Here is a 23,533-nt window from a genome sequence, read left to right as displayed (position 1 = left end):
TAACTATTGGGATGTTATTGCGTTAGCGCTTATTTCGTTTGGTGTCAAGCTGTCTCAGTGTCGACTAACTGATTGAAATTAAAGACATGGACGTTTTGTTCAGTATGCTTTTTATACTGGTTTAGAACAGGCACTGTTAACGGAGCCTGATGAGTCCTGCTTTTAATTATCATTTTGGTTTAGTAAACCATCGAGTCTAGTATGTCGACCAGTTTAACCGTAGTCAGTGTATTTTTAAGTTCGTTTGTCTTTTTGTTTGTATACCGTAAGTTAGCTAAAAAAATTGGCTTGGTCGACAAGCCTAATGAGCGCAAGCTACATGTAGGGCAAGTGCCATTGATTGGTGGTATTTCAATCTTTACCGCTATCATGCTGAACATCTGTTTGGTGTTCGATTTGACGAGTAATGTGATGCTTTACATGGTTTGCTCCACGGTACTGATTGTACTAGGTGCGCTTGATGATCGTTTTGATCTTAGTTTTAAAGCCCGTTTGTTGGTTCAGGCAGCGATTTCGATGGCGATGATTTTGATCGGTTATAAGAGTCTATATTACTTAGGCTTTATTGCTGGTGATGAGGCGTTGATCCTGCCGACCTTTGTCAGTTATATCGTGACCATTTTCGCCGTGATCGGGGCCATTAACGCCTTTAATATGGTTGATGGCATTGACGGTTTGTTGGGTGGATTAGCCTTGGTGACCTTTGCAGCATTGGGTTATATGTTTTACGGTGCAGGGCAGATAGAGTTAGCACACTTTTGTTTACTGCTCATGGTGGCGATGTTGCCTTATATTATGCTGAATTTAGGCTTTCCTCTTGGTCGTCGTTTTAAAGTGTTTATGGGCGATGCCGGTAGTATGTTTATTGGTTTTACCGTTATTTGGTTGTTGATTGAAGCGAGTCAGGATCAGCAAGAGGTGGTCATTCGCCCTGTTACTGCGTTGTGGTTTATCGGGCTGCCGTTAATGGATATGGTGTGTATCATGTCGCGCCGCATCAAGAAAGGTCAATCACCGTTTAAGCCCGATAGAGAGCATTTGCATCACATCTGTCAACGTGTCGGGATGTCGCCGAAAGTATCATTATTGGTGATTTGTTTGATTGCGTCCATGATGGCGGCTGTAGGCGTTTGGTCTGAGTATCTCGAGATTAATGAAACTGTGATGTTTGTCTCATTTTTGCTGGTGTTTGCTTTGTACTATCTCGCGATAAGTTATGTCTGGCGCATTACCGCATTCATGCATCGATGGTTTAAATTCACAAAGCCATCGTAAAATATACCTGTCTTCAGGTACAAAGTTATAGTGTTTTATGTTGAACCGTTTTTACCTTGTCATATAGAGGTTATACTGTATGACTGGTAGTTGTTGGCGGTAGGGATCGGTATGGTTCCTCGTCATTCTATATTGGCTTAGGGAAGAGAGTTTATGGAATACTTTATACCGTTTGTGACGGTGTTTTGCTTAACGTGTGCTGCGATTAAGTTGTTTCACCCAATTGCGGAAAAAGTCGGCTTAGTAGATTTACCAAATGAAAGGAAAACACATGTTGGCGCCATACCGTTAATTGGTGGGGTGGCTATTTATTGTAGTGTTCTGCTTGTTTCCAGTATTGTGTTTGAACAAAATCAGGTATTTAACCTTTACTTGATTTCTGCTGCGCTGATATTGTTTTTGGGGGTATTGGACGACAAATATGATTTGTCTGTCCGCGTGAGAATCGTGGCGCAAGTGATCACCGCTTCGATCCTGGTCTTTGGAGCAGGGTTTTATCTTACATCACTGGGTCATATCACATATTTCTTTGAGTTAAAGCTCGGATATTTAGGTGTTTTTGTCACCATATTGGCTGTTATTGGTGCAATAAATGCCTTCAATATGGTGGATGGTATCGATGGCTTAGCCGGGATGTTGAGTCTCGTGACTTTTACCTCACTCGCATTACTGTTTTACGCTGCTGGTAATGATTGGTTTATTCTTCCACTACTTTTCATCGGCGCAATCATTGGTTACTTGATATTCAATTTGAGATGGCCTTTTGAAACCGTTCAAAAAATCTTTATGGGCGACGCAGGAAGCATGTTGATTGGGTTGACGGTAGTATGGCTGCTGGTATTGGGTGTTGAAGCTGACGTTCGAGCATTTGCCCCCGTTACTGCGCTGTATCTGATTGGTATTCCGTTAATGGACATGGCTGCAATCATGTACCGCCGAGTTAAAAAAGGGATGTCACCTTTTAAGCCTGACCGGGATCACCTCCACCATATATTTGAAAGAGCTGGTTACAGTCGAAAACAAACGCTGGTACGGATCTCTCTTGCCTCTATAGCGCTAGCTGCACTAGGTATTTCCGGAGAATGGATGCATGTGCCTGAATGGATCATGTTTTTGGGTTTTGTCGCGATTTTTGTTGCCTATAACTGGGCGTTAGCACACATTTGGCAAATATTAACTTGGCTTCGTAAAGCTTAGGTTATTGAGCTGTTAGGAAAATCCTCACATGAGGATTTTTTTTTGGGTTTTCTATTATTGGATTGTTTATAAAATCGGGCACCGAGCATTAATTCTCGTTGTGGTCGAGTCCACTGATTTAGAAATGGGTCAACAGAAAGCTGAAGCGATTGCAAAGGCAGTATCTACCGCAAGTATCTAAAAAGTTTAATTTTTACTAGTTGTAGACCTATTGATGCCACTATCCTCTAAGGTAGTGGCATTTTTTATTTTAAACTCATTTTTTACATGGCTGTTGGTCTGGAGTTTGCTTGGTCAATTCAGTTTTAGAGCTTATTGAATAGAGCGTACTTTGAAAGGTATTTTATTAACCAGTGTTACTGGCATGCGGTTGTATCCCATCACTCGCGGCGTATCTAAGCCGCTGCTGCCGGTGTATGACAAGCTTATGATCTATTATCCGCTAGATACAGTACGTTCGACAGTCTGCAGCAGGCTTCATCTTTTGTTCAAACCATAGAAACTGTGCAGGGTCTAAAAGTTGCTTGTCTTGAAGAGATTGCCTGGCGTAATGGCTGGCTGACCAATGAGGATATTCATCGTCTTGCCAAGCCTATGCTGAATAACAGCTATGGTCAGTACTTACTTTCACTGGTGACCCCATAGGGCTTAGTAAAGGAAAGCTGTGCTAGGTTTGTATTAGCCATGAGGGAGCTGAGAAAGCGGCCGGTTAAGACTACTGATAATGGATATCAGTGTTTGCTTCAGTGTTTTGAATAGGCCTCGTTGAACAGTCAGCTTTGTCGGTTGCGCCACCCAAGTACAAGCCACTCATTTAGTGTTCGATGGGAGAGGGGAACCAACTGGAACAATTGCCCACTCAATTTCAGTGAGCAATTGAATAAACAAGTTGATTGCGGATTTACGACGCGACGGCTTCTGAGCTCATGAGTTGATCAAAAGCGTTGCCGTCATTGCGAGACGCATTAACGACATAAGGGGCATAGACGTCAAACAGTAACCGTGTGTCACTGTGGCCCAGCAGCTGTGATATGTAGAGTGGATTTTCAAGGGCAGCGATATGTAATACTGCAGCAGTATGACGGGTTTCATAGGGGCGGCGCTTTTTTAGCCCCGCACTTTTCAATGTCGGGTACCATAATTTTCGACTGACATAGTGGGTTTGCAGTGGCGTACCAGAAGGCCCTGTAAACACAAAATTATTGCCTGAGCGATTGGCGGCTTTGATCCGCTTAAATGCATCATACACAGTGTCACACATTTTCAGATCTCGACGCGATTTCGGCGTTTTCACATCACATACCACCCCATTGACCCAGTTTTGCCGAATACGGATCAATCGGTGCTCAAAATCGATATGTTCCCATTCCAATCCATGCACCTCACAACTTCGCATGCCAGTCCAAAACCGAATAATGAAATAGTCTTTCCACTGTTTAGGGACCACAGAAAGAAAGCAGCGTACTTCGGCAATGGTCATGGGGTAAGACTCTGCCTTTTCTTCTTTCAAGCAGCGGTATCGCCTCAATGGGTAATCAAACTTAAACTCTTCTGATGCCAGGCTGGTAATGGCTATGAGTGGCCACAGAATGTTATTCACGCGGCGATTGGAGAGTTGCCTGGTACCATCTTCCTTCTTTATATCCAGTAATTTCTGACGAAAGAAATCAATTTGAGTCAGACTGACTTCATTGACTAAGGTATTGCCAAACTCTGGGATGAGATATTTTGTCAGCGCTGTCCGAACACTGCCTTGATAACTTTGCTTCCACTTGGCCTTTTGGCGTTCAAACCATTGGTTGGCGTAGTTATCAAAGAAAGGGTACTGACGGTCGGGATGTCGCGTTCGTTGCAGCTGCTCAAACAGAGCGACCTTTTTACTGTTGGGGAAGTAGTCTCGGTACTGAAAGCTACCTAAGTCTATCTCAGCATTCATCTGCTTTAGGGTGGCTTTAGCGCTGGCCAAGTTTTTCGGGGTGGCCATCATTTTGGTGCCTTCACGAAAGCGTTGGCCGTAGAGGTGTAGGTCGAACTGAATACGCCCATTAGGGCGAATACGAATATGAGCCATAATCGTCTCCATCAAATAGATCTGTCCCTATCCGATGGAATTCGTTAAGATCTCGCCATCGGCTGGGGGTGCTTAATAGTCCGTCGCAGCCGGTACGGGGCAGGGTGGTTGCCGCCATCCTGTCCCAACTGCTTCTTTATCAGGTTAACCGGGTTATGAAAACCCGCAACTGAACCTGAAACGCCTCATTTCCCAATAGTCCGCACATTGCAAGTATTGGTTAAAAAGACAGCTACCAATATATCAACCACTGGTTTTTTGTCCAGTGGTTTTTTTTGTTTGAATTAATCACTTAATAATGACCTTTCTAATACCGAAAGGGGGCGAAAGTTCAGCGCTTGAAAATAAGCTTAAGCAAACGCCCTTCGATGACTTCAGTACTGTCTTGCAGACCCTAATAGAAGCGAGCAAGCGCCACTTACCCTCAATCATGACCCTATCGCTGCTGCAATTTAATGAAACGAAGGGATGACGTTTCATTTCTGAGCGGTAAACGCTGGTCAACTAGCATCTGATTTTATTCTTGCTTGTGCAGTACACTCGCTGGTAAACCGTATACCGCAATCACATCCAATACTTTAAGGGAGTACTTGGTTTCATATACTGCCCTACCCATCAGTTTGCCGTACATGGTGCCAGCCTCATTGGAAGATAAGCCGCTTTTTGAGAAGTCGAAGTTATTGATGGGCATTTGTCTTATTTGTTCGATATAAAGCTGGTCTATCACTTTTTGGCTTTCACTGCGTAGGTCCTCTTTTTTATAACCCCAGCTTTCTTTTGCTATCACGCCAACGGGTAGGTTGGATAGGTCGTATATTTTTCTATCTCTAAGAAAGATCTCTGCTTGTTTCAATTTATAATCGCGGTGTTCATAGTTGAGTGGTATAGCACCGTTCATGAGAGAGTTCGCTAAAAAGACTGTGGCTAGACTGAGCATGGTAGGATCCTTTTAAGTTGATAAAGATTGCGATTTCAATCATAGAGGCAAGTCAAGATCCGGCAACTGTGTGGAAAGTCAAATGGGTAGAGCTCCCTTTATGCCGTTAGGTTGGGAGGATAGGTCAGGGGTAATCCAATCCCCTCTATTAACTATTCAAAGTAGTACTACCATGTTGCTCCCATTCTAAGCGTGTGTATCATTTACTCAGCCCGTACATGTGCTCTATGGCCGTTAAATAAGATATTGATGAAAATCAATGAGTCCGAGCGTGCACCGTCAAGCGAGGTCAAACCATAAGGGTTAAGTATCGCTATGTTAGGCATCGGCTAACACCATAAAGACATTAAATTGCAAAAGCCCAGGTGTTCCTGGGCTTTTGGTTATCAGGTCATTGTACCAAGGGCTTTCGGTGTGCTCTGTTAGAGCTCCTTTCATCAATAGCGTGCCCAAGTTACATTAGTCGCATCTAGCGCTGTGTTGGGATAAATGGTGGGTTATCAAATCGGTGGAATCAAGCTAAGGCTGATACCCTATATTTAATTTCGTCATAACCGAATGTATGTGAAGCACATTATGCCTCATGCTGAATATGATGTGTTGACCTACCAATACAGGTGAAATAAGGAGTAACTGATGACGTCTCATACGTGTGAACTTATCAGAGAAGCTTTGATAGATGCCCCTTACTTTGCTGAAATTCGTAACCAGGCGGACTACGAGCGTGCCCTGAATACCATGGACGAAGATAGATGCTTATGACGCCAATGCCGGGGCAATTACCCTGTTGGCGGGGCTATCGAACATTGGGAAGATCAAGCCGACGAATTTGTTGAGTTTAACCGTACGATTGCCCAGTTAGATAAAGGGAGCGTGTTGGTTAAAGCGTTGATAGACCGATATAAGCTTGGCCTTAGCGATTTACCTGAATTAGGTTCTAAGAACAATGTTAGCAAGGAGCTTAATGCTGCCGAAGGGAAAAAGTTAACCCGCCAGCACATTGAAGCATTGAGTCGGCGCTTTGGGCTTTCTCCCGCACTATTTTTCTGATTTTCTCAGAGCACTCTAGAAGTAGGTTTTGTTTTATACAAGCTGAAGCGGAGACCCTTCGATGGTTTCAGTATTGCCTTACAGGCCGTAACAGAAGAGGTGAAACTTCGGGGGGCTTTTTGTGCTGCTTGTTACAGAAAGACGCCATGCGATGAGCGTCACTCTGTAGCCATCCCGTATAGTCACGATGACTCATTTATGCAAATAGCAGGCTAACAGTGAGTCATTTTTCATCAGTCCCTGGTAGTGTGCTTCGATGAAGCCGAACTGACATTTGATAATGCGAAATCGGTGTTCTACCTTTGTTCGGATGCTGGCTTTTAAGTATTCGATGTTGATAATTGTCTTGTTCTTGCGAGTGTGTTCCTCTGAGCAGGATTACTACCATTATTCATCATGACCTAAGTCTTGCTCTTCGATTTTTGCTTGAACTCGAGGTGTACTACCTTTAACTCTTCACTTACTTGAGGTAATAGTATGGAAACACAGTTTGTGCTACTATAGTAGCAGTTATTGTTTAATATAAAGCTATATTGTCACTATTGTAGCAGGCTCTTATGCTTAATCTCTATACCGCTTTTGATGTTCAAATGGAGTTACGCGACTTTATAAGTCAATCTCGAAAACTAAAGAGGTTATCGGTTGAAGCGTTATCAACTCGCTCAGGCGTACCCTATGGAACGATTAGAAAGTTTGAAAGCACGGGGAATATTTCACTGAGGCAGTTTTTGATGCTCTATGAAGCTATTGGCGATTTGAACAAAGTCCGTGCTTTGACAAAACCATCTATTGCCCAGCCAACCAGCATTGAAGAGGTGCTAAAAAATGCTTGAGACGCCGCTAAGAGTACATAGAACATTCTCCGACGGATCTAAAGCGCTTGTGGGCACACTGGCTGAAAATAGAACTGGCACCTACTTTCAGTTTGACGAGCATTATTTAGCTCAACATTCTGCTTCAATTGCCCCCTTTAATATTAAAGCAGATCTAACACTGCAAAAAGCCCCGAAGCAACCCCATTACGGTATTCATGGTGTGTTCGGTGACAGTCTTCCAGATGGGTGGGGCTTACACCTTATGGATCGCGTTTTCAGGCAAAATGGTCACAATCCACAACTTATCACCGCATTACAACGGTTGGCTTATATTGGTGATCGATGCCTTGGCGCATTGTCCTATGAACCTGAGATAGATTTACTGGAGTCTGATTCTAGGGATGTTGAGCTAATAACGTTAGGGCAAGAGGCGGTTAAAGAGTTTGAGGGCACAGAATCGAGATTGATTGAGCAGCTTATGAATGTGGCAGGTTCCGGCGGTGCTCGCCCTAAACTCAATGTCACTAAAACCAGTGATGGACAGTTTTCGACACACGATAATGCGATTGGTGAAAAACTGATTGTGAAATTAACCTCTGAAAAATTCGATTTAAAACATTCAGAAAGCTTGGTGGAATACGCTTATATGCAGATGGCCAGTGATCTGGGCATTGATACACCTAAATTTGAATTGATTGAAGCTGGGGAAGGACGAATGTGGCTACAGCAAACTAGATTTGATTGTACTCCTAAGGGCAAGCGTCACATGATCTCTGCTTGCGGTTTATTGGACGCCCCTTTTAGGGAGCCATCATTAGATTATGTCGATCTCGTTAAGGCCACTCGAATGCTTTGTGGTGTAGGAGAAGCGAGAAAGCTCGTTAAACGCGCTTTGTTCAATTTTATTACCGTTAACCAAGATGATCACTCTAAAAATTTTGCCTTTTTAGCTGACGATGATGATCAGTGGCAACTATCTCCGTTTTACGACATTGTTTACAGCCCTTCACCATACAAAGAACATATGACATCTTTTAATGGCAACGGCAGGTCACCAAAGCAAGCACTCAATATACTGGCTGGGCACGCAGGCTACTCAAGTGATAAACCATTACGAGAGATGCTAGAAGAGATCTATCAACAGAGTAGAAGTTTTGCTCAAGAAGCAAAAAATTTGGGGATCCCTAATCAATTACTGACGAGTATTGATAACCATATGACAGAAAAGTGGAATAGCCTTCGATAGCATTAATTTTGGTGCAATAAGCTAGATCTCAGTACCACTATATTTAGCATTTACTAATCAAGAAAACGTCTACAGCTTTGGTAATCTTCCCCTGATCCAGTGACTTAATCTAGGGCTGCGATAGCTAACACAGCCATATCACCGTGATTGCTCATATCCCCTGTAACCTTAACGAGATATGTGGTTGACGTGTATCTTTTATCTATGCAAACAACTGACTACCCTTTCAGATCATAAATTTGGTAATAAGAGATCATCTTTTTGGCATACTTGAACATGAAAATGGTCTTCAATTCATTCCCATTACGAGCGTGGATATCTTTTAAGTTATTGTAATTAAGCCATTAAGTTGGAATTCATGATAGAGAGTCAGATGCTTTGCGATCATTTTCTTGTCATTGTCTGAAAATAAAAACCACTTAATAATCAGTTGTTTATTATTCTGGCGTGCGCACCATAACAAGAAAGTGATTCTTACGCCAAAATTACATTTTCTTGTTATTTAAGAGAACATCAACTGGCCTTTGCCTTACGGAATGAGACGTGAAGTGTCACTGTTTAATTGCCCTATGCTGGTAATTTTTTGAAATGAAATGTTGTTGATGCTACCCACTGATTTTACCGTATTAATTGGCACTGTGACCGTTCATATCCCTATCGCCGCTAGTCTACGGTGATTGCTGATCCCCCTATGGTTGCCGGAGAACTTCATGACTTAGTGATCTTTCATACCTCCATGGTAAGCGCAGTATTTCCAGTTGAAATGACTGCTGCTATCTATTTGCGCCAGAATATTTTTGGGATTGTGAACGTTCATGTCCTTTCTGAACTAGCCGCAGCACTATTTCACTCACTGCTCATATGGTAAGCGATTAAAAAAGTACATTGTTACACATCCCCAAAGCCAAACATATCACTTTGGCTATCTTCATCGCCAGCTGCATCTTTCTGTTTTAACTTTATTTCTAACTTGTTTTTTGATTGCTGTACCAGATCCATTTGGGGGGAGGCGTATTCGATATCAGTGACACTTTGACACGGAGCAGTATTATCTCGGTTGTTATAAAAAACCAGCTTTAGATCACCTTGACCATTCACAAGTGCCGCGATTTTCATGTGGTCAGCACTGGTAATATCTTTGATCTTCACCTTAGTCAGCTGGCTTAGATTGATACTGTATAACATGGGCTTGTCACATCCGATATGCTTAGTACGGATAAAACGGTTACTACCGGTATCTTCAACTAAACTGGCAAGCATGACGTAGTCTTCATTGACATAGAGTAGGGCATGAAACAAAAAACGCTCAATGAGCGTTTTTTGAACCTAATTTAATGATTTTATCATTAACAATTTCGGCTTTTTATGTGCAAGATGGAGCATTGAAGGCGCTTTAATCATCGCCGAATCCGTACTCATCTTGCTTCGCTAATTCGTCACAGTTATTCGTCACGTTTTTTGAGAGGTTATTACTCTGCTGTTGCGGCAACCGAGGTTGAATTTTTGATGAAGTAACACAATTTCTTTCTAATTCATCTTTTGTCTCAACAGTTTCTGGCATTGCATATTTATCGTTATTAACCGATACATCTATTACGTCGATATCTTCAGTAGGTTGCTGAACATCCAAGTCGAGCTCAACTTGGCCGGATGGCTGAATGATGTAACGGCTGTCGTAAGTATTGAGATAGTCGTTTTTCAATTTTAAGTAAGCTGCTAACTGTGATTGTTCTGATTTTAATCCAAGACTGTCGAAGGGGAGACGATCCTCCGATTTATTATAAAAGTTCAGCTTCAGTTCACCGCTTTTATTTTGTGTTAATGTAATCCTGATATCCCCACCTTTTTCATTAATTTTCATATGTATATCGTTGAGTGCTCTTGGCGAATATGAAAATAACAGTGCATTAGTACTCTTAAAGTGATTGGCGTTAACTTCTCGAATGAACTCACGTCGGCCAGGCAGAATACATGCGAATAGTCTATTGTCAGTAAATAATAACATCGCTGTATTAATTGCTCTGACGCTAGTCTCTTTTAAGATCATGCGATTTAGTTGTTTGAAATCAAACATATTTGATGAAAATTCAAAGAGTAATGACTCATTATTAAGTGCTTTCTTTCTAAATGATTCAAGACCTATGAGATTTACACTTTGAATGTGTTGATTCGTTTTAAACGTGAGTAGCTCACCTTCTAAGCTAAATTCAACTTTGCCAGTGCCAGAACTATTATAAAGACTTGTTAGTGTTTTAGCTGCAGCTTCGGTTAATGGTAAAGAGCATGGTAAGTTAATGTTATCTGGTAATAGCTTGGTTGTGACCTCACCGTTTTTTTGATAGCGGACCTCTTTAGAACCTTTTGTATATTCGAGGAAATCGTAAGGTATCAGTGCATTTGCTGAGCTGATAATGCCGACTATCGATCGCTTGTTAATCTCATGATAAGCACGTTGTGTATTTGCTTTACGATATTCAATATGCTTTTTATAAGTAGGATCTAAATCAAACCGCGACATCGGAAAATGAATCGATTCATCGAATTTTTTGTCTTCTTTGAGTAATAAGCAATACTCGATATTATTGTATTTTCCGCTTTTAAAGTTGAGTTGAAAAATGTGTTGACTTGATAACGCATGAAACTCTTGTTTTTGTTCTTTCATACACATGAAAAAATCAAGATGAATTGAAAACTCATCGGTTTTTAGACCGTGACCTTTATCCAATTCGATATCGATTTGCGCATATTCTCCTGGCGCACCACCGATAAGTGTCACTTGATTGTTATCTTTGTCAATAAATACGCTGATACAAGCATCAGCGTGACGCTTGTCTAGCGCATTTATCATACTGAGAAATAGAGGGGATTTATCTGAAGGTATAATTAGTTTTGCCATAATAGTATTCCTACTTTTTTTGAAAGTGTGTTAGATAATGCTGTGTTTGTTGAATAACAAACCGCAGATCAGTTAAGCCTGTATGCCGTTTGTGTGGATTGAGTTTTGTTTCGCGTAGTTTTGGTGTGAGAGTGATCGTCAATGCACTTTGGCCGAGTGGTTGTCTGTGCACTGAGATTGATTCAGTTGATCTAGCAAAATGCTGTTTCAGACTGCTAACTAAACGGTCGACTTTTGTTTTTCGATTTACAGTTAGGGAAAAGCTTGGCGTTAGCCATTTCCATTGTTGCTGTCGAAACACCGCCGTGAAATGTCGTGCATTTTTAACATTACACGCTAACGTAATTGTCAAAGCAGTTTGGGTCTCATTGCTTAGTTGGATCTCAGGCAAATTGCGTAGTGCAGTGATTTGTGTTTTGTTTATCTCTGAATACTGATGTTTACCTGAGTAATGCCAAATTTGACTTAAGAGCGGCCAGTTGACTTCTTTAGCTTTACGCATTTCGAGAAAGAGATAGCGTAAAAAATCGAATGGAAATTTTTCAATGTAGCCAAGCCATTGCTGATAATATTTGATCGTATCTTGTGTAAATGATGATAGATTTGTATTGATGTCGCAGTGCTGAATTGCGCTACTTTTTGCTGTTTTAAATAGATGCTGTCGTAATGTTGATTCAGTAAGTATTATTTGCTCATCGCGTTTCTGTTGAGTATCTTTTGCTTTGTAAACTTCACTGATCAAAGCAAGTTGACGTGAGAGATCATTTGAGTCATTTGCTAATCCGAGTAAATAACGAAGTTCGCTATGAGAGAACTTTCTCGGCTGCAGCTCGCCGTTGCCAGCTCGATAAAATGGGTATAACCAGTCAATGTCGTGTAAATAGGACCAGCGCGTTGTCGCGTAATTTTCATGTCCTATTTGGCGAATAATTTCATCTATCAAAATGGCATCATTGCGAAGAGTGAAGGGTTGTTCTTCTAGCCAGTATTCGAACCGAGCTGTAAGCGCCTCTTCATCGAGTAAGCGTTGTAAATGCGCACTATTGGTGGTCTGTCGAGCGGGTTGTTCATATGCAAGATGAAAAGCTTGCAACGTAAACAGATGAATACCGCTATGCCTAAGGTGATGAAATCTCGCGCTGGAGCCGCAAATAGCCTTTATAGCCTTTGTTACCGGTAGTAAATAATGCAGCTGACGTGAGTAGTTTGGCTCATCAGTGAAACCGATCAGCGGTTCATAGGGTTCACAAAGCGCTTTGTTTTTAATGATAATTCTGACGAGAACAGCAAATTCTTCGGGGATGACTGTATATACAACACGCGAATGCCCACTTTTAGTTTTGCCGAGGTATAGCCGAAATAGATTTGGATTCGATGGATCAACAAATACATCTTTTAAACGTAGATGCAGTAGCTCGCTGCGGCGTAGCATTGCAAAATAACAAACAATAACAGCTACAGCACAAAAGAGACGTTGTAATAGATGCCCATTTTTTTGTGTGAGTAATGCTGAGACGATTTCATGCAGTTGTTCAAGCGAAATGCGAAACGGATCGACACTTGGCGGGCATAAAGGTGACTCAAACTCGCTTAAATTTAAATGATCTGTGATTGATTGCTGGCGCATGAAGCGAAAAAAATAGAGCATGATGAGTTGCTCTGTTTCAGTCTCTAAACTGTTATAAATGGTATGGGCCCAGAGTTGAAGCTGCTCCTGATCGATAGCTCGGTCATAGCTAAGTCTTTCAGCAAATTTCGATTGAATATTGCAATACTTCTCGATTGTGCTGTCTGCTAGATTAGATTTTCTTACTCCGCCGTACACAATGCGCTCTAGCGTGTATCGATAGAGCATTGTCGGCAAAATATTATCTAGCGGCCAACGTGTTTCTTCATATAACGAATGAATGTTATCGGGTCTTTTTAATAGCTTACGATGGGGCCATTTGTTATTTTCTGCAGGTTTTGTACTTGCTGTGAATGCCTTTTTGTCATAATCAATGTTATAGATTTTGCTCAGCAGTTGTTTCTTTGTCTTATCGTCAACATAGATGATTGGATTTGCGACGTGTCGCTCGGGGTAACTAATATCTTTGAGTTGCGATGGAACAATATGATCGCGATAGTGCCACACTGCTTGAAAAAGATGTTGATTAAGGCGGCTTGAATTACTTGATATTTCAAATGAAGTTAATAAATTTGTTAGTGATTTAAGTAGCCGCTTTTCAGTTTGTTGTTTATGTGAGTATGATTGATACTCAGAGAGCAATTGATAAACAAATAATGGTAGGTGATAACGACTTGATTGTTGTTGCTCGTTATTTGGCTGTTTCACGAGATGCTTAACATTTAAGTAGATCTGAGCTTCAATCTGCTGGATGCTGTCTTTATCATTAATAATGTTAATAAGATGGACAATCGATAGCGGCGCAATTTCAAGCGAAATAGCTAATGCAACGAATTCAGCAGTTATTTCAAATCGTTGTTTAAAGAACTGAGCTTTGTATTTTTCATATTCAGTGTGTAGTTTATATGCATCATTTGCATTAGCTGTGATGCGTTGATACCAGACTAAATCAGGATCTGGCCACGGGAGCTTTTCTACTTGCGGGATCTGCCATTGTAATATTTCTTTAAGATAAGTAACTATTGCTTCTAAAGCATTTTTGTATTGTCTTTGCTTTCCTGTAGGAACAATGCGAATAACTTTGTTTATCGCTTGTAAATCTTGAATCGTGAACTCACGTTTCTGAGTTGCTGATATATTAGCAACTTTTTCATCAGAAATGATAAGTGCAGTTGCATTGACTGCTGTTTCCGGCCAGTTTTTGATCACCCATTTGACCGATTCTATATCTGCATCAGATGAGTCATGACGTTGATGAAATTCGTATATTTCGTTAGCTTTTAATTGGTTGAATATATTAGACATATTTCAACTCCTTCAGACCATATCGTGTCGGCAAGCTGTTTAAAAATAAGGCTTGTTGTTCTCTGCTCGCTGGAAATACATGATCACTGCCGAGCCGTTCACCGTATTCTGAGTGACCCATTAGACGGTCGATTTGATGCGTCGTGAGCTTTGGAATGATGCTTGTAGCTGCACTTTGTGCAAACTGATGACGTAACACATACGGGACGACACCTGGGGCTCGCTGATGTAAAAACTGTCGAAGTGATTTTGCTGTTATCGCTACTGCTTGACCGCTTTCATCGTATAGATGCCAGCTCCAAGGGAGTACGCTTGATAGTTTGAGTTGAGAAATGAGCTTTTGCTGAAGCGTCAAATAATAAAGAATTTGTTGTCTGAGATAATCACAAATTGTAGTTTCACGTATGACCCCTTTATCTTTAATAGTTGCTCGACAATAATCATAATGTGATTGTTTATTGATAGAGACCGCATGTGTCGGACGTGTACCTGTGAGCAATATAAATAGCAGTGCGACATGATTAGCGCACAGATTGTGATAATCGATTAATGCTGAATCATTTATTTTTCTAGTTGGCTTAGATGAAATTATTTCGTCGTGAAGATTGCGAAATATTGCAACAATTTCGCTTTCTGGCAAGATTCTCTCACTACCGTATTTTATTGACTCATCGATATGTTTTTCTAGTTCTTCACCGATCAACTTATTATGAAAACTCACACCGACCCTTGAGTTTGTAATATCTGCGGGAATATTTCTTCTTGCGTTATCGTTAAGCAGAGAAATATCGGGGAGTTTAGTCTTGCTTGCTTTAGCGCTCGATGAGAATCTCAAAGTCAGTAGTTTGCTCAATCCCAGGTCATTTGCGAAAGTAAATAATCGGCTGAGATAACGATCTTGCCCGTGAAATATTTCTGCTCGAACTTGTTCACTATTTTTTTGCAAGTAAGCCGCAGCATGTCGATGATGTAGCTTATTGGCCGGGAGTAAAAGCGATTTCGTTAAACTCGACAGTTCGTTATCAACACGAATACAGAGAGTAATGTACTGAAGAAACTGCTGTTTTTTTACTGACGGAAAGTGTTCAATCTCTGCGGGTTTACGCCATTTTTGGTGAATTAGATTGAACAACTGCTGTTTTTCAACTTCAGTTAACCACGCTTTGTCATAGTTTTGACTGCTAACGAATGGTTTAAAAATATGAATTAAACTGTTCGGGATCGGCTGCCATTCGAATATTGTATTGCCATCTTTAGTGGTGATTTCACGTGCATAATATGTCCAGGACTTTCCATCCTCAAATTTCTGATTTTTGAATCGATGTGCTTTGCATTCATCACTGCTTCTGACTCTATAGCAATCTGGGATGCTATCTGCTGTAGCTATTTCTTCATCATCAAGCTTTAAAAAATCATCTAGCTTTTGTGTAAGCCAAAGATATAAAAAGACAACTAATAATTCGGCTGATTTTGTAGATTGACTCAGTTTGTTCGCTTGGTGAAATACTTTAATGAGAGCTGTGTTAGTGCTGAGTCGGTCTAGCATGACACCACCCGCATTTAGCTTTCTATTCTGCTTAGCGTTCGCTTGTAATCTTCCCATCAGGTTTCTCAACTTCTCTAACTTAAACAATAAATGTCTGATCGACTCTGTGCTTTCGATCGTCTGCGTGAAGAAACATTACGCTCAAATAAAAAGAACACATCACAGTTCAATGACTAAAATGAGCACGCTATTTTTTATAATGATAAAACAATGATTTACAGCTGAAATTTTTATCGTTTTTTTGTTGAATGGGGGTTGTATGATGAAAAGTCAGTGATTTTGATAGGTAATCACCCGAAATGACAGAAAGGGGACTAGAGCGAAGAGCTAACAACAAATGGATTACTGTGTATCAAATTTGCACGCACACTTGGTGTTTGTGACAAAGTATCGGCGCAATGTCATTGAGCCTTACATGCACGACACTCTCTGTGGTATTTTCAGTAGCGTTTGTCGGGATTTTGAGGCGAAGCTTGTTGAGTTTAATGGTGATGGTGATCATGTCCATTTACTTGTTGAATACCCGCCAAAAGTAGCGTTATCCAAGTTGGTAATAGCCTGAAAGGAGTGGGTAGCCGAAAGCTAAAACTCCACCATCCCGAAATCCAAAACAGATACTTTAATGGCGCACTATGGTCTGCGAGCTATATTCGCTGGTAGTTGTGGCGGCGCGCCTATCGAAATCGTGCGTAAGTACATTGAAGAGCAGCAAAGTTAGCGGCGCTTTCATCCCCGCCCTAGAAGTGTGGGGTTTTACGCTTGATCTGATAAACTCGAATTTACGCCTAAGCATATAGATGTGTAGGAGTAACAAGATAAAAGAGCATTACTATAGCGTCGTCCCAGCGGATGGGCCTTGCTTGTTGCCAGTCAAAGATGTTATGCGATTCCGAAAGTAGGCGGCTTTTGTTATAATGGATAGTGGGATTAACATGGGGAGCGGCATTATGTCACCTGAAACATTCATATTGTGTTCGTTAGTAGCATTTACGCTAGCCACGTTATTCATTGTTGCAGTGAGTTACTTCGCTAGCACGAAGAAGAAAGGCTAGCGATCAAAGTGGTGTCGTTCAATGTTTTTTCGGTGTGATGGAAATTAAGACAGAAGTAATAATCAAGAAGCTTTAGCATTTTCATCACATTTCGCAGGATCCCTATCTAACCATGTGCGAATTCAATTTCGCAGCGCATGAACAGCCAAATTAAGCTGCATTCTTAGTTCATTAAATAATGATTACTAGCGATTATTTCATTATCCTTATTTAGATATAAAAACATACAACGTCTTTTTAATGGCAATAGGCACTAACTATTTAGTCATTGGGACAAACTGATTGTTTAATTCATCAACTCTTTTGAACGCTGAAGAGATAGAGCAGGCCAATCGGTTTCATTCTGAGTGCTGCGGTTTCTGAGTGCTGCGTTATGGAGTAATGCAGTTGAAATGAGTAGACTAGTCTCTCTATTGTCATTCTTCTCTAACCTGGCCTCATGCTAACGGAATCGCCGATGAAGTTCCTTGTTGATGTTCATGCCCATACCATTGCTTCAACCCATGCCTATAGTACGGTCCATGATTACCTAGCTGTGGCAAAAGAGAAGAGCATTAAGCTGTTTGCTATCACTGACCATGGCCCAGATATGGCTGATGCGCCCCACTTTTGGCATTTCGTCAACATGCGTGTATTGCCTCGGATTATCAACGGTATCGGTGTGCTGAGAGGCATTGAAGCCAATATTAAAAATGAAGATGGTGATATTGATTTCTTTGGTGACTACCTTGATGAACTAGATATCGTGCTAGCCGGGTTTCATGAGCCCGTTTTTCCACCATCCACTCAAGCTGCCCACACTCAAGCATTAGTCAATTGCATTGAAAGTGGCAATGTAGACATCATTAGCCATCCGGGTAATCCTGCTTATCCCATCGATATCCAAGCTGTTGCCAAAGCGGCGGCAACCCACAATGTTGCCCTTGAGATCAACAACTCCTCATTTTTGACGTCACGAAAAGGTAGCTTGAAAAACTGCACCGCGATTGCCCAGGCAGTAAAAGAGGCTGGAGGCAATTTGGTTCTTGGCTCAGACTCCCACGTGGCCTTCAGTTTGGGTGATTTCGAGAAAGCTATCGAGTTGATTCAAGCCGTTGATTTTCCGATTGAGCGGATCTTGAATCGTAGTCCCAAAGCGCTGCTAGACTTCTTAACGGCAAGAGGTCATAAAGGGCTGGATGAATACGCGGGGATTGTTTAAGGGAGGATGCTTCAATTAATGAGGAATAGTCTCGTCATGAGTAAAAGAACAACTGCGCTATCACTTAAGGTTAAGTGAGGCTGCCGACCGAAACTCCACGTTCCAAGCGCCACGCTCAACTACTCAAGCTCTCACTTTTTCGACATCCAGGTAGCAACCACCTCCACTACACTCCATCTTCCCTTCGATTACTTGTTATTTCTTTTTGGTATAAATAAATTAATATTTATAACTTCTAAAAGAGCTCCGTGCTGGTATTATCCTGTTATATGCCGAATTTTGGTTAACCATGCTTAGATTTTATGTTGAATGAAATGTAGAGTAGGTTGGCGTATCGGTTAATAGCAAATTGATAACATTGGAATAAAACGGAAAGCCATATGTCGACACAGCAAACCCACCTTAAACAACTCGAGGCAGAATCGATTCAGATCATGCGTGAAGTTGCCGCAGAGTTTGAGAATCCCGTGATGCTATATTCCGTAGGCAAAGACTCCTCGGTGTTGCTGCATCTGGCGCGTAAGGCATTTTATCCTGGCAAAATTCCGTTTCCTTTATTACATGTCGATACCAACTGGAAGTTCAGGGAGATGATTGAGTTTCGCGATCGCATGGCTAAGCAGCATGGTTTCGACCTTATCGTGCATAAGAATCCTCGTGGCCTGGAGATGAATATCTCGCCCTTTACCCATGGTAGCGCCAAACACACGGATATCATGAAGACACAAGCGCTTAAGCAGGCACTAGATATGCACGGTTTCGATGCCGCTTTTGGTGGCGCGCGCCGCGATGAAGAGAAATCTCGTGCTAAGGAGCGCGTCTACTCGTTTCGTGACAGCAAGCACCGCTGGGATCCTAAAAACCAGCGCCCAGAGTTGTGGAATATCTACAACGGTAAGGTCGATAAGGGCGAGAGTATCCGTGTATTCCCGCTGTCTAACTGGACCGAGCTGGACATCTGGCAATACATCTATTTGGAAAATATTGAGATCCCATCGCTTTATCTTGCCGAGCCGCGTCCTGTGGTGAAGCGCGATGGGACGTTAATCATGGTCGACGATGATCGCATGGAGCTTGAATCCGGTGAAACCGCAGAACATAAGATGGTGCGTTTTAGAACCTTGGGCTGTTATCCGCTGACGGGCGCCGTCGAGTCTCAGGCAACCACGTTGCCGGAAATTATTCAGGAGATGTTGTTGTGTACTACCTCAGAGCGTCAAGGACGGGTGATCGATAATGACTCCGCCGGCTCGATGGAAAAGAAGAAGATGGAAGGTTACTTCTAACTCAAGGCTTTGAGGTTTTAAGCATCGACGGCCCATAGGCCAGGTACGCAGCAGATAACGAATACGAGAAACACCATGACTACTGAAAACACATTATTGCAGACTGACATCGAAGGTTACCTAAAGCTTCACGAAAACAAAGATATGTTGCGTATCTTGACCTGTGGCAGCGTGGACGATGGTAAGTCGACCCTGATCGGACGCTTGTTGTTCGATAGCAAGATGATCTTCGAAGATCAGATGGCGGCCATCGAGAAAGATTCCAAGCGTTTTAACACCACAGATGAGGCCTTCGATTTGGCCTTGCTGGTTGATGGTTTGCAGTCAGAGCGAGAGCAGGGGATCACTATCGATGTGGCCTACCGCTATTTTGCCACCGAGCAGCGTAAATTCATCATTGCCGACACCCCAGGCCACGAGCAGTATACCCGCAACATGGCAACAGGTGCCTCAACCTCTGATCTGGCGATTATTTTAATCGACGCCCGTCACGGGGTGCAGGTACAGACCCGTCGTCACAGCTATATCTGTTCACAGCTGGGCATTAAGCATGTGATCATTGCCATCAATAAGATGGACGCCGTCGGCTATGACCAAGGTATCTATCAGGGGATTAAGAAGGCTTACCGAGAGTTTGCCAAAGATCTCGCCTTTACCGACGTGCGCTTCGTGCCGATCTCGGCGCTTAAGGGCGACAATGTGGTGAACGAAAGCGAGAACATGACCTGGTACCCGGGCTCAACGCTGATTAAACTGCTCAATACAGTTTCTGTGGAGCAGGACAAAAGCGACTCATTCCGTTTCCAGGTGCAATATGTCAATCGTCCAAACCTCGACTTTAGAGGCTTCTGCGGCACGGTGGCGTCGGGCGAGATCCGTGTCGGCGATACAATTGCCGCCTTGCCATCAGGCAAAGAGAGCCGCATCAAATCTATCGTGACCTTCGATGGCGAGCTGGAAAAAGCGGTGGCGGGGCAGGCGGTAACCCTTACGCTTACCGACGAGATAGATATCAGCCGCGGTGACATGTTGGTGCGTCCTCACGATAAACCCAATTCGACCACTCATTTTGAGGCCGATGTGGTGTGGATGACCGAAGAACCCCTGTGTGTCGACCGAGAGTATGCGCTTAAGCTAGGTAGTAAGGCGGTATACGGCTATGCCGATGCCATTAATTACAAGGTGGATATCAATCACCTGACCCAGCATAGCACCCAGCAACTGGCGCTGAACGAGATGGGCAACTGTCACTTCTCGGTCACCGAGCCGGTGCAGTTTGATGCCTACGACGACAATCGTGCAACGGGCGCCTTTATCATCATCGACAGGCTCACCAATGTGACTGTGGGCGCGGGGATGATCCGCAAGGCGATCGATGCAGGTAAGGGCAAGCAACGTGAGATCTCCGCCTTCGAGCTTGAGATGAACGCCTTAGTGCGTAAGCATTTCCCGCACTGGGGTGTTAAGGATATCTCCAAGGCATAAGCGGATCTAAACCGATGCTGCTCGCATTAGTGCAGCAGCATGTTGCCGGATTAAGATAGGACACTATGACATTAGGACACTATGACATTTAACGCTTATCTCACCATCGCCATCTTTGTCGCGACTATCGCGGGCTTGGTGCGCTTTCAAAACCGGCCGGCGCTGGTATTTGGCGTGACCCTGCTGGTGTTGGTGGCGTTTAACCTGGTGACTAAAGAGCAGCTACTCTCCAGTATGTCGAACCCTGGTTTGGTGACCTTGGTGCTCTTGATCCTCTGCTCTTTTGCGCTGGAGAAGACCCGGCTATTGCGGGTCATCGCCTCTAAGGTGATTGTGAGCGGTTATCGCACCACCTGGCTGCGTCTGTTTGGCATGACGGCGCTGAGCTCTGCCTTGCTTAACAATACAGCTGTGGTGGCCACCTTGTTGTCGCCGATCCGCAATAACCCCCATCATGTGGCAAGTAAGTTATTACTACCGCTTTCTTATGCGGCAATTCTGGGGGGCACACTGACCCTGGTCGGTACCTCGACCAACTTAATCGTCAACAGTATGGTGATTGATGCATCAGGTCAGTCGCTCTCTTTCTTCTCCTTTACTGCGATAGGTGCCTTGCTGGTTGTGGGCTGCGGCCTGGTACTGCGTTTGGTGTCACGCTGGCTGCCGGATATCGCCCATCAGGAGACCTGCTCTAAAGGCTATTTCATCGACGCCAAGGTGGTCGAGGGCTCAGAGCTCATCGGCCGCTCGGTAGAAGATAATGGTCTGAGACATCTCGAATCGCTGTTCTTAGTTGAGGTGGTGCGAAATGGGCGCCTTATCAGTCCGGTCACGCCCACCGAGGTACTGCAACTCGACGACAGACTAATCTTCAGCGGCGATATCACTAAGGTGATGCAGCTCAGTCAGTTCTCAGGCCTTGAGATGTTTGCCGAGAAGAATGGTCTGCTCGACACTAACCTCACCGAAGTGGTGGTGAAACAGGAAAGTGTGCTGGTGGGCAAGACCATGAAGAAGGCAGGCTTTCGTGCCCTGTTTGACGCCGCTGCGGTGGCCATTCGACGTGATGGCGAAGAGATCTCCGGTAAGCTCGGCGAGGTGCAGATTAAAGCCGGTGACTTTTTAGTGCTGGCGGTCGGTAAGGACTTCCTTACCCGCCACAACATCAGCAAGAACTTTATCGTGATTAGCGGCGTTGAGCCTGAGACCCGCATTAATGGCAAGAAAGCCTGGATCTCCATCGGCGGCTTTGTGTTGACCTTGACCCTTGCCGCCACTGGCGTGGTCGAGATGCTACAAGGCATGTTATTACTGCTGGGCGTGTTGATCTTCAGTCAGTGCCTCAATGTCAATGAGGTGGTGCGCCGCTTCCCTGTGGATATCTGGCTGGTGGTGGCTTCGGCCATCTTGCTCTCTCACGCGCTGGTTAATAGCGGTGTGGCAGAGTTAGTTGCAAACTGGGTAGAGAGTCGCGCAGATAGCGATCATTTGATGCTGGCGCTATTGTTGGTCTATCTGGCCACCTGGCTGATGACTGAGCTTGTTACCAATAACGCGGCGGCGGCCTTGATGTTTCCCATCGCCTACAGTATCGCCTTAGGCTTTGGAGTCGATTTTCTGCCCTTCGTGATGACGGTGGCCTTTGCGGCGAGCGGTAGCTTCATCAGCCCTTACGGTTATCAGACTAATCTCATGGTCTATAACGCCGGGCGTTATCGCCTGATTGACTTTGTGAAAGTAGGTGTCCCTGTGAGTTTGGCCTATGGCGCGATTGTTTTGTTAGCCGTGCCTGTGTTTTTCCCATTTTAGTCCTGGGTTTGCTCAGTCTTAACTCACTGCCTAGCAGTAAAAATTGATTTTTAAGGAAAGCCGATGTCCCCCTATAAGACAGTCGATGTAAATGTGAAATCCAGCGATGTCCAGTGGCACCAGGCCAGCGTGTCTCATGATGAGCGTACGCAGGCCAATGGTCATAAAGGTGCCGTGCTTTGGTTTACTGGTCTGAGTGGGTCGGGAAAGTCGACTATCGCCAATGCGGTTGATCGTCTGCTGCATGACAAAGGCTGTAAGACCTATGTGCTCGACGGTGACAATGTGCGTCACGGCCTTAATGGCGACTTGGGTTTTTCTGACGAGGACAGGGTTGAGAATATTCGCCGTATCGGTGAAGTGGCTAAGTTATTTGTCGATGCTGGCTTGTTGGTCTCAACCGCCTTTATCTCGCCTTTTAGCGCCGATCGCAAGATGGTGCGTGACCTGCTGGGCGCGGGGCAGTTTATCGAGATCTTCATCGATACGCCGCTTGATGTCTGTGAGCAGCGCGATCCTAAAGGGCTCTACAAAAAGGCCCGAGCAGGGGAGATAAAGCACTTTACCGGCATAGACTCAGCCTACGAGGCGCCCGGTTCGCCAGAGGTGCATGTCAACACTGCTGAGCAATCGGTGCAGCAGTGCGCCGAGCAGGTAGTGGATTATCTAGCCCAGCAGGGGCTGCTTAGCGCGGTTGCTACAGGGCTATAGCGTCCTAATACCGATTAACCAAGA

The 23,533-nt window shown here is 43.6% G+C and carries 18 protein-coding genes and 3 pseudogenes; 14 read left to right on the top strand and 7 right to left on the bottom strand.

What is annotated here, in order from left to right; all coding sequences use genetic code 11:
- Positions 1–201 precede the first annotated feature (201 nt).
- The 4 genes and pseudogenes from wecA (NY07_RS17175) to NY07_RS19255 all read left to right on the top strand — a co-directional run.
- Entirely contained in the window at positions 202–1,275 is a 1,074-nt protein-coding gene (gene wecA / locus NY07_RS17175; protein WP_033540591.1) for a UDP-N-acetylglucosamine--undecaprenyl-phosphate N-acetylglucosaminephosphotransferase, read from the top strand.
- A 153-nt stretch (positions 1,276–1,428) separates the two neighbouring features.
- Positions 1,429–2,472, top strand: coding sequence for a UDP-N-acetylglucosamine--undecaprenyl-phosphate N-acetylglucosaminephosphotransferase (wecA, locus tag NY07_RS17170; protein WP_033540590.1), 1,044 nt, complete (start codon positions 1,429–1,431; stop codon positions 2,470–2,472).
- 364 nt (positions 2,473–2,836) lie between these two features.
- Positions 2,837–2,971 (top strand): sugar phosphate nucleotidyltransferase, encoded by a 135-nt coding sequence (locus NY07_RS19885; RefSeq protein ID WP_373681779.1) that lies wholly within the window; start codon positions 2,837–2,839, stop codon positions 2,969–2,971.
- Positions 2,926–3,117: pseudogene (locus NY07_RS19255) on the top strand (glucose-1-phosphate thymidylyltransferase); the annotation flags it as partial. The gene NY07_RS19885 and the pseudogene NY07_RS19255, both read left to right, overlap by 46 nt.
- A 256-nt stretch (positions 3,118–3,373) precedes the next feature.
- Here NY07_RS19255 and NY07_RS17165 read toward each other — a convergent pair.
- Both NY07_RS17165 and NY07_RS17160 read right to left on the bottom strand, forming a co-directional pair.
- Entirely contained in the window at positions 3,374–4,543 is a 1,170-nt protein-coding gene (locus NY07_RS17165) for a site-specific integrase (protein ID WP_033540589.1), read from the bottom strand.
- A gap of 517 nt (positions 4,544–5,060) precedes the next feature.
- Entirely contained in the window at positions 5,061–5,480 is a 420-nt protein-coding gene (locus NY07_RS17160) for a hypothetical protein (protein WP_033540588.1), read from the bottom strand.
- A 636-nt stretch (positions 5,481–6,116) separates the two neighbouring features.
- On the opposite strand from NY07_RS17160, the gene NY07_RS19830 reads away from it, so the two are divergent.
- Positions 6,117–6,242, top strand: coding sequence for a hypothetical protein (locus NY07_RS19830; RefSeq protein ID WP_258311721.1), 126 nt, complete (start codon positions 6,117–6,119; stop codon positions 6,240–6,242).
- Positions 6,243–6,356: 114 nt separating this feature from the next.
- The gene (locus tag NY07_RS19765; protein WP_235363960.1) at positions 6,357–6,530 is read left to right on the top strand and encodes a hypothetical protein; all 174 of its coding nucleotides are present in this window, start codon (positions 6,357–6,359) and stop codon (positions 6,528–6,530) included.
- 210 nt (positions 6,531–6,740) lie between these two features.
- Here the strand turns inward: NY07_RS19765 and NY07_RS19475 are convergent.
- Positions 6,741–6,899 (bottom strand): annotated as a pseudogene (locus tag NY07_RS19475) (IS5/IS1182 family transposase); the annotation flags it as partial.
- 188 nt (positions 6,900–7,087) lie between these two features.
- Between NY07_RS19475 and NY07_RS17150 the strand changes: the two are divergent.
- Both NY07_RS17150 and NY07_RS17145 read left to right on the top strand, forming a co-directional pair.
- Complete coding sequence (locus NY07_RS17150) at positions 7,088–7,363, top strand: hypothetical protein (RefSeq protein WP_033540587.1); 276 nt, start codon at positions 7,088–7,090, stop codon at positions 7,361–7,363.
- The gene (locus NY07_RS17145; protein WP_033540586.1) at positions 7,356–8,591 is read left to right on the top strand and encodes a type II toxin-antitoxin system HipA family toxin; all 1,236 of its coding nucleotides are present in this window, start codon (positions 7,356–7,358) and stop codon (positions 8,589–8,591) included. The genes NY07_RS17150 and NY07_RS17145 overlap by 8 nt, the downstream gene beginning before the upstream one ends.
- Positions 8,592–9,479: 888 nt before the next feature.
- On the opposite strand, the gene NY07_RS17140 is transcribed toward NY07_RS17145, so the two are convergent.
- The 4 genes from NY07_RS17140 to NY07_RS17125 form a co-directional block, all read right to left on the bottom strand.
- Entirely contained in the window at positions 9,480–9,890 is a 411-nt protein-coding gene (locus NY07_RS17140; protein ID WP_033540585.1) for a hypothetical protein, read from the bottom strand.
- Positions 9,891–9,984: 94 nt separating this feature from the next.
- Complete coding sequence (locus NY07_RS17135; RefSeq protein ID WP_033540584.1) at positions 9,985–11,487, bottom strand: hypothetical protein; 1,503 nt, start codon at positions 11,485–11,487, stop codon at positions 9,985–9,987.
- 10 nt (positions 11,488–11,497) lie between these two features.
- Positions 11,498–14,419 carry a hypothetical protein gene (locus NY07_RS17130; RefSeq protein WP_033540583.1) on the bottom strand — a complete coding sequence of 974 codons (2,922 nt, stop codon included), beginning with the start codon at positions 14,417–14,419 and terminating at the stop codon, positions 11,498–11,500.
- Positions 14,412–16,022, bottom strand: a complete 1,611-nt coding sequence (locus tag NY07_RS17125; protein ID WP_033540582.1) for a hypothetical protein — start codon at positions 16,020–16,022, stop codon at positions 14,412–14,414. The genes NY07_RS17130 and NY07_RS17125 overlap by 8 nt, the downstream gene beginning before the upstream one ends.
- A gap of 280 nt (positions 16,023–16,302) precedes the next feature.
- Between NY07_RS17125 and tnpA the strand changes: the two are divergent.
- The 6 genes and pseudogenes from tnpA to cysC all read left to right on the top strand — a co-directional run bounded on the left by tnpA (position 16,303) and on the right by cysC (position 23,509).
- A pseudogene (gene tnpA, locus NY07_RS18955) lies at positions 16,303–16,683 on the top strand (IS200/IS605 family transposase).
- Positions 16,684–17,474: 791 nt separating this feature from the next.
- Entirely contained in the window at positions 17,475–18,218 is a 744-nt protein-coding gene (locus tag NY07_RS17115) for a phosphatase (RefSeq protein ID WP_033540581.1), read from the top strand.
- A gap of 380 nt (positions 18,219–18,598) precedes the next feature.
- Positions 18,599–19,504, top strand: a complete 906-nt coding sequence (cysD, locus tag NY07_RS17110) for a sulfate adenylyltransferase subunit CysD (protein ID WP_033540580.1) — start codon at positions 18,599–18,601, stop codon at positions 19,502–19,504.
- A gap of 75 nt (positions 19,505–19,579) precedes the next feature.
- A complete protein-coding gene (gene cysN, locus NY07_RS17105) occupies positions 19,580–20,989 on the top strand; it encodes a sulfate adenylyltransferase subunit CysN (RefSeq protein WP_033540579.1) in 1,410 nt (469 codons plus the stop codon).
- A gap of 81 nt (positions 20,990–21,070) precedes the next feature.
- The gene (locus NY07_RS17100; RefSeq protein ID WP_033540578.1) at positions 21,071–22,798 is read left to right on the top strand and encodes an SLC13 family permease; all 1,728 of its coding nucleotides are present in this window, start codon (positions 21,071–21,073) and stop codon (positions 22,796–22,798) included.
- A 63-nt stretch (positions 22,799–22,861) separates the two neighbouring features.
- The gene (gene cysC / locus NY07_RS17095) at positions 22,862–23,509 is read left to right on the top strand and encodes an adenylyl-sulfate kinase (RefSeq protein ID WP_033540577.1); all 648 of its coding nucleotides are present in this window, start codon (positions 22,862–22,864) and stop codon (positions 23,507–23,509) included.
- Positions 23,510–23,533 lie beyond the last annotated feature (24 nt).

It is taken from the genome of Shewanella sp. ECSMB14101, from assembly GCF_000773485.1.
Lineage (GTDB): Bacteria > Pseudomonadota > Gammaproteobacteria > Enterobacterales > Shewanellaceae > Shewanella > Shewanella marisflavi.
This window is presented reverse-complemented; position numbering and strand designations above follow the sequence as displayed.